The 14,712-nt window shown below is 63.8% G+C and carries 10 protein-coding genes; 7 read left to right on the plus strand and 3 right to left on the minus strand.

Translation table 11 applies throughout. The features are described 5' to 3' along the window. Window positions 1–2: 2 nt before the first annotated feature. The gene (locus IVB31_RS14195) at window positions 3–4,118 is read right to left on the minus strand and encodes an EAL domain-containing protein (protein ID WP_247323116.1); all 4,116 of its coding nucleotides are present in this window, start codon (window positions 4,116–4,118) and stop codon (window positions 3–5) included. Between the two features lie 297 nt (window positions 4,119–4,415). On the opposite strand from IVB31_RS14195, the gene IVB31_RS14200 reads away from it, so the two are divergent. The 3 genes from IVB31_RS14200 to IVB31_RS14210 are packed head-to-tail and all read left to right on the plus strand — an operon-like array spanning window position 4,416 to window position 7,659. Continuing rightward, window positions 4,416–5,468 carry an Ldh family oxidoreductase gene (locus tag IVB31_RS14200; protein ID WP_247323117.1) on the plus strand — a complete coding sequence of 351 codons (1,053 nt, stop codon included), beginning with the start codon at window positions 4,416–4,418 and terminating at the stop codon, window positions 5,466–5,468. 22 nt (window positions 5,469–5,490) lie between these two features. Further along, window positions 5,491–6,858: an LLM class flavin-dependent oxidoreductase gene (locus tag IVB31_RS14205; RefSeq protein ID WP_247323118.1), complete on the plus strand. Its 1,368-nt coding sequence runs from the start codon at window positions 5,491–5,493 to the stop codon at window positions 6,856–6,858. A 15-nt stretch (window positions 6,859–6,873) separates the two neighbouring features. After that, window positions 6,874–7,659 (plus strand): fumarylacetoacetate hydrolase family protein, encoded by a 786-nt coding sequence (locus IVB31_RS14210; protein ID WP_247323119.1) that lies wholly within the window; start codon window positions 6,874–6,876, stop codon window positions 7,657–7,659. A 63-nt stretch (window positions 7,660–7,722) separates the two neighbouring features. Here the strand turns inward: IVB31_RS14210 and IVB31_RS14215 are convergent, their stop codons facing one another. Next, complete coding sequence (locus IVB31_RS14215; protein WP_247323120.1) at window positions 7,723–8,643, minus strand: LysR family transcriptional regulator; 921 nt, start codon at window positions 8,641–8,643, stop codon at window positions 7,723–7,725. Between the two features lie 149 nt (window positions 8,644–8,792). Here IVB31_RS14215 and IVB31_RS14220 point away from each other — a divergent pair, with 149 nt between their 5' ends. The 3 genes from IVB31_RS14220 to IVB31_RS14230 all read left to right on the plus strand — a co-directional run bounded on the left by IVB31_RS14220 (window position 8,793) and on the right by IVB31_RS14230 (window position 10,588). Beyond that, entirely contained in the window at window positions 8,793–9,131 is a 339-nt protein-coding gene (locus IVB31_RS14220) for a hypothetical protein (RefSeq protein ID WP_247323121.1), read from the plus strand. A 75-nt stretch (window positions 9,132–9,206) separates the two neighbouring features. Continuing rightward, window positions 9,207–9,710, plus strand: a complete 504-nt coding sequence (locus IVB31_RS14225) for a hypothetical protein (protein ID WP_247323124.1) — start codon at window positions 9,207–9,209, stop codon at window positions 9,708–9,710. Between the two features lie 32 nt (window positions 9,711–9,742). After that, a complete protein-coding gene (locus tag IVB31_RS14230; RefSeq protein ID WP_247323126.1) occupies window positions 9,743–10,588 on the plus strand; it encodes an MFS transporter in 846 nt (281 codons plus the stop codon). A 25-nt stretch (window positions 10,589–10,613) separates the two neighbouring features. Here IVB31_RS14230 and IVB31_RS14235 read toward each other — a convergent pair whose 3' ends face one another. Then, entirely contained in the window at window positions 10,614–11,069 is a 456-nt protein-coding gene (locus IVB31_RS14235) for an Lrp/AsnC family transcriptional regulator (RefSeq protein WP_247323127.1), read from the minus strand. A 153-nt stretch (window positions 11,070–11,222) separates the two neighbouring features. Here IVB31_RS14235 and IVB31_RS14240 point away from each other — a divergent pair, with 153 nt between their 5' ends. Beyond that, complete coding sequence (locus IVB31_RS14240) at window positions 11,223–14,684, plus strand: indolepyruvate ferredoxin oxidoreductase family protein (RefSeq protein WP_247323129.1); 3,462 nt, start codon at window positions 11,223–11,225, stop codon at window positions 14,682–14,684. Window positions 14,685–14,712 lie beyond the last annotated feature (28 nt).

A 14,712-nucleotide genomic window follows, 5' to 3' on the forward strand; every position in this document is an offset into this window, starting at 1 on the left:
CGTCAGACGACAGCGCGTTTCAACCGTAGCGCCGCGGCCTCGGTGGCGGCATGGTCCGGCTCCGGCTGGAGCGGTGGCGCGACAGGCAGCTCCATCGGTCGCAGCAACTCGGCCATCTGGCGCGCCGGCAGCGGCCTGGCGATCAGGAAGCCCTGCATCTCGTCGCAGCCATGGGCGCGCAGGAAAGCCTCCTGTTCGGCGTTCTCAACGCCTTCCGCGACGACGGTCATGCCCAGCGCCTTGCCCATGCTGATGATCGCCTGTGCGATCGCCTGGTCTTCCGAATCCTGTGGCAGGTCCCGCACGAAAGAGCGGTCGATCTTGATGGTGTCGATCGGGAAATGCTTCATCAGCGACATCGACGAATAGCCGGTGCCGAAATCGTCGATGGCGAGGCGAATGCCGCGACTCTGGATGGCGTCGAGCACCTTCAGCGCGCGCCCGACATTGCGCATCATCATGCTCTCGGTAACCTCCAACTGGAGCAGCACCGGCGACATGCCGGAGGCCGCCAGCGCCTCGTCGACGTCCTGCAACAGATGCTCGTCGACGAACTGACGCGGCGACAAATTGACCGCCATCGACACCGGCAACAGGCCGCGGCGCTGCCAGGCCATGGCCTGCGCGCAGGCCTCCCTGACCACCCAACGGCCGATCGGCACGATCAGCCCGGTCTCTTCCGCGAGCGGAATGAACTGCGCCGGCGAGATGCTGCCGAGATCGGGGTGGTTCCAGCGCAGCAGCGCTTCCACGCCGGTGATCTGGCCGGTCTCCATGTCCACCTTGGGCTGGTAATTCAGCGAAAACTGTTCGCGCTCCAGCGCCCGGCGCAGCGCGCTCTCCAGCGACAGCCGTTCGATCGACTGCGTCTTCACTTCCTTGGAGAAGAAGCGATAGCCGTTCTTGCCGTCTTCCTTGGCGAGATACATCGCCATGTCGGCGTTCTTCGTCAGCGTCTGTGCGTCGGCGCCGTTGGCCGGATACATCGCGATGCCGATCGAGGCCGTGGAGTGGCACTCGTGTCCGGCCAGCTCCATGGGCTGGCCAAGCGCCGTCAGCAGCCCGGTCGCGATGCGCTGGACGTCGTCGATCTCGCCGCACTGGTCGAGGATCACCACGAACTCGTCGCCGCCGAGCCGCGCCACCACGTCGCTCGCCCGCAATGCGTTGCGCAGCCGGCTTGCGACCTCCAGCAAGAGCAGGTCGCCGGCCTCATGGCCGAGCGAATCGTTAATGACCTTGAAGCGGTCGAGATCGATGAACAGCACCGCAAAACGGTGGTCGTGGCGCTGTGCCGCGTCGATCGCCTCGCGCAGCAGGGCGTTGAAGGTCTCGCGGTTCGGCAGGTTGGTCAGGCTGTCATGCGAGGCGAGGTACTCGATCCGCTCGTCCGCCTTGTTCTTCTCGTCGGCCCGATCGAAATTCTCCATCGCGAAGGAGACGTTGTCGGCGAGACGCTGCAACAATTCCGCGAACTCGCCCGTAAAGGTATCCGGCTCGGTCGACATATAGATCATGACGCCGACAGCATGGTCGTGCGTAACCAGCGGGAACGCCGCTCCCGACCGTGCGCCATCGCCGCGGACGACGGCGTGGAAAGCGCGGACGCGATCGTCGTTGAGATAGTCGTTGCTGATGCAGGGTTGGCGGGTGCGGAACGCCGTGCCGCTCATCCCGCGGCCCTCGGGACGATCGGGGTCGACGGAAAGACGGACGTTACGCGTGGTTTCGGCGGACGGTCCTGCCGAGGCCACGATCTCGAGCTGATCGCTGCCGGCTTTGGCGAGCGCGACAGTTGTCGAGGTGAACTTGGCGCCGTTCGACGCCGCGAGGCAGACGAGATCGAACAACTCTGCGCGGGACTTCGCCCGCATGATCGCCTCGTTGGTCGCGCTCAGCGCCGCGAACATGCGCGTCAGGCGCTCCTTCTGCGCCTCGGTGCGGGCCTTTTCCTCGGCGCGCTCGAAATTGTCGAGCGCGAACGACACGTTCTCGGCCAGGCGTTCGAGCAGCTCGACGAGGTCGGGCGTGAACGTGTCTTGCTCCGGGGCCAGAAAAAGCAGGACGCCTGCGGGCTCGCGACCGGCGCGCAGCAGCGGGAAGCTCGCGGCCGCATTCGTGCCATCCTCGATCGCCTTGGTGCGCCAATGCTCGGACCGCGGGTCGTTCAGATAGTCGTTGATCACGCAGGGCCGCAGCGACCGCAGCGATGTCCCGATGATTCCCTGACCCTCGGGGTGGTCGGCTGAAATCGCGCTGATCCGGCCGCACATCTCTCCGTGCTTGCGCCCTTTCGCCGCGACGACGTGAACGAATTCCCGTTTCGGATCCACGATCGCAATCGTCGCCGAGGCGAACAGGCCGCCGAGCACGGCCGCCTGGCACGCCACCTCGAACAGCTCCTCGCGCGTCTTGGCACGCATGATGGCTTCGTTGGTGGCGCTCAGCGCCTCGAACATGCCGCTCAGGCGATTGCGCTGCTTGTCGGCCCGGGCCTTCTCGTCGGCGCGGTCGAAATTCTCCAGCGCGAAGGCGACATTGGCCTGGAGCTTGCGCAGCAGTTCTACGAATTCCGGCGTGAAGGTGCCGCGCTCCGGCGAATTGAACAGGAAAACGCCTTCCACCCGGTCGCCATTGAAGAGAGGCAGTGCGGCGGACGACGCGATGCCGTTGCGGCGCGCGCTGGCTTGCCAGGGCTTGATGCGGTCGTCTGTCAGGACATCGTTGCTGATGCATGGCTGCAGGGTCCGGAATGCGGTCCCGGTCAGCCCCCGTCCCTCCGGCACCTTGTCGCTGACTGCGAACCTGAAGGTTCGTACCTCGTCCGCGTTCGGCCCAAAGGATGCGACGACGCGGAGCACCCCGGCGCCCTTGTCGAGCAGCGCAATCGAGGTCGAGGCAAACTTCGCGCCCTGCACGGTGGCTTCGCAAACCAGATCGAGCAGTTCGCTGCGCGACTTGGCCCGCAGGATGGCTTCGTTCGTTGCGCTTAGCGCAGCGTACATCCGCGCCAGCCGATCCTCCTCCAGGGCGATCTGCGACCTTTCCTGGTCACGATCAAAATTCTCGAGCGCGAAGCACACGTTTTCGGTCATGCGCAGCAAGAGGGCGACAACGCCCTCGTCCCTGGCCCAGGATTTGCTGACGAAGAAGAACAGCACGCCGACGCTGCTTCCTCGCTTGATCAACGGAGCGGCCACGCAGGCGACGGCGCCGGCATTGACGTTGGTCTGCTCCCAGGTTGTCCCCTTGGTACGACTGAGGAGGTCTTCCTCGACGATCGCTTTCTGCGTCCGGAACACCTGGCCGGAGATGCCCTTGCCATAAGCGCTCTCCGGATCGATCGAATATCGCGACTGCCTGATCAGATCGAGGTTTTGTCCCGTCGCGGCCACAGGCGTCAGCCAATGGGAATTCGCCTCGCGCAGCAGAACGAAAGTGGCGAGCGACTTGCCGCTATAGACGGATGCGTCGCAGACCCGCTGATACAAATCCAACTCAGTGCTAGCGTGCAGGATTGCTTCATTCGTCGCGCTCAGCGCGCCGAACATGCGGTTGAGCCGCCGCACTGCCCGCTCGCCATCCAGGCGCGCTCTCTCCCTCGCGAAATTCTCCAGCGCATGGGAGATATTGGCCGACATCCGCTCGAACAGCGAGACCATCTCCTTGGTGAGGGAGCCAGCCTCTGACCGCGTGATGTACAATACGCCGATACTGCGCCCGCTGCAGATCAGCGGCAGCGCCGCAGCCGCGCCGACGCCCGCCCTGACTGCGCCCTCGCGCCAAGCCAGCGAGCGGGGATCATTCAGGAAATCGTTGCTGACGCAGAGCTTCTGATCGCGAAACGCTTCGCCGCCGACGCCCGATCCTTCGGGTGTGCCCGCGTCCGTGGTGATCTCGATCGCGCGCAGCCGCACGATGTCGTCGCCGCAGCCGGCCGCGAACCGAAGCCGGCCGCCATCCGGTCCCGTCAGGAACACGGCAACGGCCAAAAAGTCCCCGCTCGAAAACCCGGCGTCGCAAACCTTCTGATACAGTTCGTCCGGCGATTTCGCGTAGAGAATCGCTTCGTTGATGGCGCTCAACGCCGCAAAGGTGCGCGCGAGTGTCGTCGGCACGATCTTAACTCCCGGGCATTTCTGCCTATTTCTCCCGGATGACGTTATGAATGGCGATCACCTAAGTGGTCGTTATTGCGCCCCGCAAACCGTCAATCAAAGTGAACGAGCTGCGAACAACCGGCGCGAAACTGTCCGGAATCCCGCTCGGCGGGATGGCACCTTCGACCAAAGGCGCGTTCTCTCTCCGAATTTGCAGCCCTGTATTGGTTTACGGGAGATTGATATCGCAGCCGCGCTTTGAGACGATGGCACCGAACAAGCAGCCCGTTAAGGGCACCAAGCCGAGGGAACGCCATGCCGATCGTTAGGGCCGACCGCCTCACGCGCATCAGCGCCGCACTGCTCCGCGCCGCGGGCACCTCGGAGGAAGAGGCTGACGCGGTCGCAACCGGCTGCGTCAACGCCAATCTCGCCGGCCACGATTCCCACGGCGTGATCGCTGTTCCCACTTACATCGACCGGATCAAGGCTGGCCACATCGTGCCCGGCGCCAAATGGAGCATCGTCCAGGAATCGCCGACAACGACCGTGATCGACGGCCATTGGGGTTTCGGCTTCCACGTCAACGCCAAGGCGATGGCGCTGACGATCGAGAAGGCGAAGACGGCGAACGTCGCCGCCTGCACCGTGTTCCGCCAGAGCCATGTCGGCCGCCTCGCAGCCTATCCGCTGATGGCGATGCGCGAAGGCATGATCGGGATTGCAACCGCGGACTCCGGCCGTTCACCGAAACACGTGGCACCGTTCGGCGGCAAGGAAGCCCGCCTCGGCACCAATCCGATCTCGATCGCGGTGCCGTCCGATCTCGATGCGCCCTTCTACCTGGACATGGCGACCTCGGCGGTGGCGGCCGGCAAGATCCAGCTTGCCGTCGCCCGCAGCGAGGAGATTCCGACGGGCTGGATCATCGATGCCGAAGGACGGCACACCACCGACCCGACCCAATACCGGAAAGGCGGCGCGCTGCTGCCGCTCGGTGGCACCGAGGGCTACAAGGGCAGCGGGCTCGCCGCCATGGTCGAGGTGCTGTGCGGCCTGCTCACCGGCCTCGGCTTCGGCGTCGAGCCCACGGGGCGGCACAATGACGGCTGCTTCATGGCGGTGTTCAACGTCGCCGCGTTCCGCCCGCTGAAAGATTTCAAGCACGAGGTCGCGGAATTCGCGCGCTATCTGAAATCGACGCCGTTGTCCGAGGGCAGCAAGGGCGTGTTCTATCCCGGCGAGATCGAAGGCATGCGTGAGCAGCAGCGCCTGCGCGACGGCATTGAGATCGAGGATGCGACCTGGGAAAAACTGCGCGCGCTGGCCCGCGAGTACAGGCTCGATACGGTCCTCAATCTGGCCTGACGGAATTTTGGAGAACAGCAGCATGACGCGGCAGATGGTACTGGTCGGCTTCCTCCAGGCGCAGAATTGCACGAATTTACCGAGCTCGTGGCGGCATCCGGACTCGCGCGACGATTCGATGTCGGCCGACTACTATCAGCAGATCGCCAGGATCCTCGAAGCCGGCAAGTTCCACATGGCCTTCTTCGACGACCGGCTGGCGATGCCGGACCGCTATGGCAACGACCACGCCCACACCGTCGAATACGGCATCCGCTGTGTGAAGATGGACCCGCTGATCGTGCTGACCACGATGGGCCTGGTCACCGAGAAGCTCGGCCTCGGGGCAACCTGCTCGACTACCTATTACGAACCCTTCGACGTCGCCCGCCGCTTCGCAACGCTCGATTTGATGTCGGGCGGTCGTGCCGGCTGGAACGTCGTGACGTCGCTCAATGACGGCGAGGCCCTCAACATGGGCCGGGATTCCCATCCCGAACACGACTCCCGCTACGACCGCGCCGACGAATTCATGGAGGTCGTGCTCGGCCATTGGGATACCTGGGAGGACGGCGCACTCATCATGGACAAGAGAAGCGGCCGGTTTGCCGATCCCAGCAAGGTGAAGCGGCTCGATCACAAGGGACCGGCATTCAAGTCCCGTGGTCCCTTCACCGTGCCGCGCTCGGACCAGGGCCATCCCGTGATCATCCAGGCCGGCGCGTCCGGCCGCGGCCAGCGCTTTGCAGGACGATGGGGCGAGGTGATCTTCACCGCCGCGCGCAACCTCGCCGGCGCCAAGGAAGGCTATGCGGCCGTGCGCAACGAGGCCGCGAAAGCCGGCCGCGATCCCGATCAGATGCGCCTTTGCAATTTGACGACGCCGGTCTGCGCCGCGACCAAGGCCGAGGCAGAGGACAAGATGGCGCTGATCAACAAGCTGCCGCTGCAGATCGACGCGCTGTCGCTGCTGGCGGAAGCACTGAATTACGATTTCGCCTCCAAGGATATCGACGAGCCGCTGACGACGGACGAGTTGAAGAGCATGCAGGGCATTCTGGGCATTCGCGATGGTGTCCTCAGGAATTCGGGCAAGAGCAATCCGAGCGCGCGCGACTTCGTTACCTTCTCCGGCCGCGGCCAGGTGCAGGATGCGATGGTCGGCGGCCCCAAGGAAGTCGCGGACAAGCTCGAAGAAATGTTCGTCGAGCGCGGTTGCGACGGTTTTGTCATCGCCGCGACCTATGTGCCCGGCTCCTATGCCGACTTCGTCCAACATGTCGTGCCGGAGTTGCAGCGCCGCGGCTTGTTCCAGACGGAGTATCGCGGCAAGACGCTGCGGGAGAATCTCGGGCTGCAGCGACCGGCCGCCGGTGCGTGGAAGTCACAGCCGCGCGACGCCGCGGAATAACAACGAGGACACACTATGCGCTGGCTGAAATTTACCGCCTCGGACAAGACGTCCTGGGGGATCATCGAAGGCGACCAGGTGATTGCGGTCGACGGCGATCCTTTCGGCGAATGGCAGCGCACCTCGCGCACGCATCCGCTCAGCGACGTCAAGATCGAGCTGCCGCTGATTCCGCGCACCTTCTATTGCGTCGGCTTGAACTACCTCAAGCACCTGAAGGAAGCCGCCGACAAGCGCGGCGAGGTGCCTGCCGTGCCTGATCGGCCCGAGATCGGCTATCGCGCCCAGAACGCGCTGATCGCCCATGGCGAGGAGGTCGTGATTCCGTCCCTTGCGACGGACAAGATCCACTATGAGGGGGAGCTCGTCGTCGTCATCGGCAAGAAGGTGAAGCATCTCACCAAACAGAACGCGATGGATTGCGTGTTCGGCTACACCATCGGCAACGACGTCAGCGAGCGAAGCTGGCAGAAGGCCGACCGCAGCCTGTGGCGCTCGAAGAATGCCGATACGTTCAAGCCGATGGGCCCATGGATCGAGACCGAGGCCGATCTCGCGAGAATGGAAACCGTCGTTCGGGTCAATGGCAAGGAGACCAACCGTTTCCACACCAATGACATGATCTTTGGCGTGGCGGTGTTCCTGGTTGAGCTCACGAAATACTTTACGCTGTGGCCGGGCGACGTGATCTGGATGGGCACGGACGGCGCCTCGCCCGATATCAGGCACGGCGACGTCGTGGAGATCGACATCACCGGCGTCGGGACGCTGCGCAACCGGTTCGTGCGGGAGCAGCGGTAGTCGCATTGCGCGATGTCGCAGGATCTTCTGCGCCCACTCAGGGAGCAGAAGTCCGTATTCAGATCAGCCCGTCCCCCCTGAGCGGCCCTTCACGTGCTCGATGAAGGCTCGCAACTTCGGCATGATTTGTCGATGGCCGGGATAATAGAGAAACACACCCGGGGTCATCGGCACGAATTGCTTCAGCACGGGGACGAGTTTTCCCGTTTTCACGGCGTCTGTGGCCAGCGGCCCAGGCACTTGCGCAAGTCCCACGCCTTCGACGGCGGCTCCGAGCATCGTGGGAAAGTCGTTGGCGATAAAAGGCCCCGAAACCGCAATCTCGATCGGACGACCGTTGTCGTTGAGCGACCACGCGGCGAGCGCACCGTTCGATCGTCGCAATCTCAAGCACGCGTGCTCACGCAAATCGTTCAGGCGCTCGGGCCGGCCGCGGCGCGCGAGGTAAGCCGGGCTAGCGACGATGACGAATGGTAATGGCTTCGTCAGACGCACCGCGACCATGTCAGGGGTTATGAACTGGCCCATCCTGATGCCAGCATCAAAACCTCCGGCTGCGAGGTCGACCAATTCTTCGCTTGCCGCAAGCTCCACCTCGATCTCGGGAAATGCCCGGCAGAACGACGCGATGAGCGGCTCCAGCAGGATCGGCACGACCGAGCGCGGCACGGTGAGACGCAGGAGCCCGGCCGGTCGCTGTCCGAGTTCACGCGCGGCACCACTGGCCGCGATGAGCTCTTCGAAGGCAGGCCTTGCGCGCGCAAAAAACCTTTCGCCGGCATCGGTCAGACCGACGCTGCGGGTCGTGCGGAGGAAGAGCACGGCACCGACGCGCGCCTCGATGGCTCGTATCGCCTGACTGATCGCCGACGGCGTTACCCCGAGTTCAGCCGCAGCCCGGCGGAAACTGCGGTGCTGGGCGACACTCAGAAACGCCTCGACGCCGTCGAGCGCTCCGTGCCTGACTGTGAAGTTCTGCTTCATGGCCCATCAACATTATCGCGAATAGTCGCCCACGGAAAGCGGCCTTAGATCCAAATTGCAAATGAAGCCGCACCGGAGAGACGAAACCGATGAAGGCAATCCGTAACCTCATCTTGGCACTCACCCTCACACTGACAGGCGCTACGTCCATGGCCGATCCGTCCCTTGCCCAAACACAAGCCACTTCACCGACAACCGGCGTTATGGTCATCCTGACCGTCAAGGCCGGCGTCACGCGCGAACAGGTCATGGCCGTCATGCCCGATGAAATCAGGCAGACGGTGCAGCTCTATCTCGGCGGAAAAATTCGCGAATGGTATTCGCGATCCGATGGGCGCGGAGCCGTCTTCCTGCTGGATGTCAAGGATGTCGCCGACGGACAGGCGATCATGGAGGGCCTGCCGCTGGCCAGGCAGAATCTCATCGACCACGAGTACACCGCAATCGGTCCGCTTATGCCGCTCCGCTTGCTCATGGCCACACCCTGAGCGCCGCCGACGTCGCGCAAATCGAAGGGCTTCGACCTTGCCCGACCGGATGGTCAATCACAAGGAAATCTGAACGTGCCACCGAGCTTCAACCTTCCGTTCGTCCTGAGCGTCATCGGAGCCTTCCTGACAAGCTCGGTGGTGGCCGCCGTCTACGTTTGGCCGGCGGTCCGCACAATGCCGCGTTATGACGCCCTGAGACTTCTCGCAGCTTTCCATGCGTTCAGGTTCTTTGGCATGAACTTCATGGTCGCCGGATTCGTCTCTTCGGAGTTGAGTTCTAATTTCGCCAGCCAGGTCGGATGGGGCGATCTCATCGCCGCTGTTCTCGCGCTCCTGTCGATGGCAGCACTGTCGTTGCAATGGTCGATCGCCATTCCGATCGCTTGGATATTCAACGTCTGGGGTACGCTGGATCTCCTGAATGCGTACTACCTGGGCGTGACGAAGATCCCGGACCCCGGCCTTTTCGGCGCCGGCATTTATATTCCGGCCCTCTATGTGCCCCTGCTGCTCGTCAGCCACGTCCTTGCCTTCATGATTTTGTCGAGGGCCGGAGCTGAGGAAAAAACAATGTGACGCTGCGAGGGGACCGGATTCCACATCGGGGAATGCTGATGAATACCGATACTGTTTCCGCTGCCGTGACTGCCCCACATCCCGTCTGGCTCAGCCTGACGTGGACCGTTCCATTCACGATGCTGTGGACCTTGTTGATCTACGCGCTGCCCGTACTTCCGGAAAGCGGCTTTCCGGCTCTTGGCGTTCGGCTGATGGCCTATGGGCTCATTGCGCTGGGCTTGTGGCTCGGCCTCGAAAACACCGAGCTGACACCAAGACAACGCCGAGCGACCTGGTTGGTCGTCATGATCGCTTTCACACTTTGGGCCGCCGTCGCATGGACGGCAGCCATCAACGGCGCATTCCGCACGGGTGCCTTCCCCCTGCCGCTGCTTCCGGCGGCGATGCTGCTGCCGGTGATCGTCGGTGGTCCGCTGTTGCTATGGTCGAAGCGGGTCGGACAGTTGCTGGACGCAATGCCGCCGACTTGGCTCATCGCGCTTCAGCTTTATCGCATCTTTGGCAGCCAATGGCTTGCTTACTGGCTGCAAGGAGCGCTGCCGGGCCTATGGGCGTTGCCGGCAGGAACCGGCGATGTGCTGACCGGCCTGTTCGCCGTGCCGGCGGCGATCGCGCTCGCAACCGGAACGATCGAGGGGCGGAAGGGGGCGATCCTCTGGAACATCTTCGGCCTCGCGGATTTCGCCGTCGCGATCGCCTTGGGAATGATCATGTCGCCGGGCCCGTTCCAACTCATCGTTCCGGATGGCCCGAGCATGGCCGTAGACACCTTTCCAAACGTGCTGACCCCTGCCTTCGTGGTGCCAAGTTCGATCCTGTTGCATGCGTTGTCGCTGCGGCAACTGCTCCGGCGGAATCGGGCAACGGCGGTGTGAGCCACGGCTCGCGGATGAAGTTGCCTCAAAACGGCAGAGCCACGCTCGTCTTGATTTCCTTCAGCACCACGTTGCTTCTCACATAGCGGATGCCGGGAATGCGGAACATGAACTCGTCGAGGAATCTGTTGTAGGCGGCCATGTCCTGCACGACGACGCGCAAATGGTAATCGGCATCGCCAGTCGTGGCAAAGCACTCCAACACCTCACGCCGCGTCGTCACTCGGGCGACGAACTCGTCAACGAATTTTGCATCGTGCCGTTCCAACGAGACGTGGAGGATCGCGGACATCGCAAAGCCCGCTTGCTCGCGCGCGATGAGGGCTGCATAGCCCTGGATGACACCGCTCTCCTCCAGCGCGCGCACCCGGCGCCAGCAGGCCGAAGTGGACATGCCGACCTCGTCCGCGAGTTGCTGATTGGTGGCGCGGCCGTCCTTCTGGAGATGCGCGAGAATCCGCGCGTCGTGGTCTTCCATCATGATGACTGCCAAACTGGATCACTTTGCCAAATTCTAGCCCATATCGGATAATTCTACCAGAATTCGTATGCTGCGAGGTACAATAGGTAAGACCTACCAGTCGCCCCGGCCTACCCTTCGCCTATCCGGCACGGATGCCGCGAGAGGCCCGCCATGGACGCCATACCATCACTCGACGCCTACGAGCTCTCCGACCGCTACGATCGCGAGGAGGGGCGCGTCTTCCTCACGGGCACGCAGGCCATCGTCCGCATCGCGCTCGACCAAGCCAGGCGTGACCGCGGCAGCGGACTCAACACGGCAGGCTTCATCTCCGGCTATCGCGGGTCGCCACTTGGCGGCATCGACCTCGAGCTGTGGCGCGTCAAAGAGCGGCTCAAGCGGGACCGCATCGAATTCCTCCCCGCAGTGAACGAGGACCTCGCAGCCACCGCGGTCCTCGGTTCGCAGCAGGTCGAGACGCAAGGCGATCGCGAGGTCGATGGCGTGTTCGGGCTCTGGTACGGCAAAGGCCCCGGCGTCGACCGCTCCGGCGATGCGCTGAAGCACGGCAACGCCTACGGTTCCTCGCCGCATGGCGGAGTTCTGGTGGTCGCCGGCGACGATCATGGCTGCGTCTCGTCCTCGATGCCACACCAGTCCGACGTCGCCTTCATGAGCTGGTTCATGCCGACGCTGCATCCGGCGAGCGTCAGCGAATATCTCGAATTCGGCGAGTATGGCTACGCGCTGAGCCGCTTCTCCGGCATGTGGGTCGGCTTCAAGGCGATCTCCGAGATCGTGGAATCCGGTGCATCCGTCGCGCTGCGCCCGCCGCGCGCCTTCCGCGCGCCCGACTTCACGCCGCCGCCAGGCGGCCTGCACTATCGCTGGCCCGATCTGCCGGGTCCGCAGATCGAGGAGAGGCTGGAAGCCAAGAAGCACGCGGTCTACGCCTTCGCAAAGGCCAATCCGATCGATCGCCACATCTACGAGATTCCGGGTGCCACTTACGGCATCGTCACCACAGGCAAGGCGCATCTCGATTTGATGGAGGCGCTGCGGCTGATCGGCCTCGATGAGGCGGCGTGCCGCAGCATCGGCATCGACATCTACAAGGTCGGCATGGTCTGGCCGCTGGCGCTGCATGACGCGATGGCGTTCGTGAAGGGCAAGCGCGAGATCCTCGTGGTCGAGGAGAAGCGCGGCATCATCGAGAGCCAGTTCAAGGAATATTTTTACGACTATCCCGGCGCCAAGCCCGTGCGCATGGTCGGCAAGCACGACGAGCGAGGGGCACGGCTGATCTCCTGGATCGGCGAATTGTCGCCGCGCGCGCTCGCATCCGTGTTGGCGCGGCGGCTCGATCCGATGTTTCCGGGCCTCAATCTCGCCGCACGCACGGCCGCCCTGCTGCCGGAAGCCGAGCGCACGATCAATGTCGCGGGCGCGACGCGCACGCCCTATTTCTGTTCCGGTTGCCCGCACAACACATCGACCAAAGTGCCCGAGGGCTCCAAGGCGCTGGCCGGCATCGGCTGCCATTTCATGGCGAGCTGGATGGACCGCGAGACGTCATCGCTGATCCAGATGGGCGGCGAAGGCGTGAACTGGGCGGCCTCGTCACGCTTCACCGGCAACAAGCACATCTTCCAGAATCTCGGCGAAGGTACCTATTATCATTCGGGCTCGATGGCGATCCGGCAGGCGATCGCGGCCAAGACCAACATCACCTACAAGATCCTGTTCAACGACGCCGTCGCGATGACCGGCGGCCAGCCGGTCGACGGCCCGATCAGCGTGCACGCCATCGCGCACAGCGTCCGCGCCGAGGGCGTTGCGCGCATCGCGCTGGTGTCGGACGATCCCTCGCAATTCTCGCCAGGGGACCTGCCGGTCGGCGTGTCCATCCATCCGCGCGAGGAGATGGACAGCGTGCAGCGCGAGCTGCGCGACATCTCCGGCGTATCGGTGCTGATCTATCAGCAGACCTGCGCGACAGAGAAGCGTCGTCGGCGCAAGCGTGGCGAGATGGCCGACCCCAAACGCTTTGCCTATATCAACGATCTCGTCTGCGAAGGCTGCGGCGACTGCTCGGTCGAATCCAACTGTCTCAGCGTCGAGCCCAAGGAGACGCCGTTCGGCCGCAAGCGTCGGATCAACCTCTCATCCTGCAACAAGGACTTTTCCTGCCTCAACGGGTTTTGCCCGAGCTTCGTCACCGTTGAGGGCGCGATGCGCCGAAAGAAGGGCACGAGCCAGATCGACGTGGTCGGTCACGCGGCCGCGCTTCCCCTGCCCACGCCCGCGACGCTCGACCGTCCGTACGATCTGCTCGTCACCGGCGTCGGCGGCACCGGCGTGATCACGGTCGGCGCGCTGATTGGAATGGCCGCGCATCTAGAGCGCTGCGGCGTCTCGGTCCTCGATTTCACCGGCTTTGCGCAGAAGTTTGGGCCCGTGCTGAGCTACATCCGGCTTGCTGCGTCGCCCGACGCGCTGCATCAGGCCCGCATCGACCAGGGCGCGGCCGACGCACTGATCGGCTGCGACCTCGTGGTCAGCTCCTCGCCAAAGGCATCCGGCACCTATCGGAAAGGCACGCGCGCCGCGGTCAACACCGCGGAGATGCCGACCGGGGACGTTGTCCGTTTCCGCGATGCCGATCTCGCCTCGCCCGCCCGGCTGCGTGCGATCGGCCGGGTGATCGGCGACCGCAATCTCGACACTATCGACGCCAACGCGCTGGCCGAGCGCCTGCTCGGCGATGCCGTCTATGCCAACATCATCATGCTCGGCTTCGCCTGGCAGCGCGGGCTGGTGCCGGTCTCGCTTCCGGCGCTGCTGCGCGCGATCGAGCTCAACGGCGTCGCGGTCGAGCGCAACAAGCAGGCTTTTGCCTGGGGCCGGATTGCGGCCGCCGATCCGGACTTTCTGCCGAAGACGGACGAGGCGCCCAAGGACGAGGTCAAGGCCGAAACGCTCGACCAGCTCATCGACCGCCGCGCCGATTTCCTCACGGGCTATCAGGACCGCACCTATGCGACGCGTTATCGAGCCCTCGTTGCAAGGGTTCGCAAAGCCGAAGCCAGCCTGAATAGCGAGGGGTTGACCGAGACGGTCGCGCGCGCGCTGTTCAAGTTCATGGCGTACAAGGACGAATACGAGGTGGCGCGCCTGCACATGCAGAGTGGTTTCCTCGACGAGCTGAAGCGCGAATTCGATGATGGCTTCAGTATCGCGTACCATCTTGCTCCGCCCTTCCTGCCCTCCGAACACGACGCCCGCGGCCGGCCGCGCAAGCGCGCCTTCGGCCAGTGGATCCAGATGCCGCTTTCCGTGCTGGCGCGGCTGAAGCGATTGCGCGGAACGCCGTTCGATCCGTTCGGCTACTCCGCCGAACGGCGCGCGGAACGAGAGCTGATCACCTGGTACGAAGGCGTGATCGAACGCATACTCGGCCAACTCGACGCAGCGCGTTTGCCCAACCTCGTCGCCATCGCAAAAGCGCCGATGGATATCCGTGGCTACGGACCAGTGAAGGACACCGCAATCGCCAAGGTGAAGCCCGAGGTCGAGCGGTTACTTACGAATTTGACAACATCGGTCACGCAAAAGATGCATGCCCACCGTTGACGCGACGCCGGTGAGGCCTCAGCCTCGG

The organism is Bradyrhizobium sp. 21 (assembly GCF_023073335.1).
Classification (GTDB): Bacteria; Pseudomonadota; Alphaproteobacteria; order Rhizobiales; family Xanthobacteraceae; genus Bradyrhizobium.

Bases quoted from the DNA above. Each gene is read 5' to 3' on its own strand.
- IVB31_RS14200 (WP_247323117.1), top strand. From the start codon at position 4,416: ATGCCGATCGTTAGGGCCGACCGCCTCACGCGCATCAGCGCCGCACTG.
- IVB31_RS14205 (WP_247323118.1), top strand. From the start codon at position 5,491: ATGACGCGGCAGATGGTACTGGTCGGCTTCCTCCAGGCGCAGAATTGC.
- IVB31_RS14210 (WP_247323119.1), top strand. From the start codon at position 6,874: ATGCGCTGGCTGAAATTTACCGCCTCGGACAAGACGTCCTGGGGGATC.
- IVB31_RS14215 (WP_247323120.1), bottom strand. From the start codon at position 8,643: ATGAAGCAGAACTTCACAGTCAGGCACGGAGCGCTCGACGGCGTCGAG.
- IVB31_RS14220 (WP_247323121.1), top strand. From the start codon at position 8,793: ATGGCCGATCCGTCCCTTGCCCAAACACAAGCCACTTCACCGACAACC.
- IVB31_RS14230 (WP_247323126.1), top strand. From the start codon at position 9,743: ATGCTGATGAATACCGATACTGTTTCCGCTGCCGTGACTGCCCCACAT.
- IVB31_RS14235 (WP_247323127.1), bottom strand. From the start codon at position 11,069: ATGATGGAAGACCACGACGCGCGGATTCTCGCGCATCTCCAGAAGGAC.
- IVB31_RS14240 (WP_247323129.1), top strand. From the start codon at position 11,223: ATGGACGCCATACCATCACTCGACGCCTACGAGCTCTCCGACCGCTAC.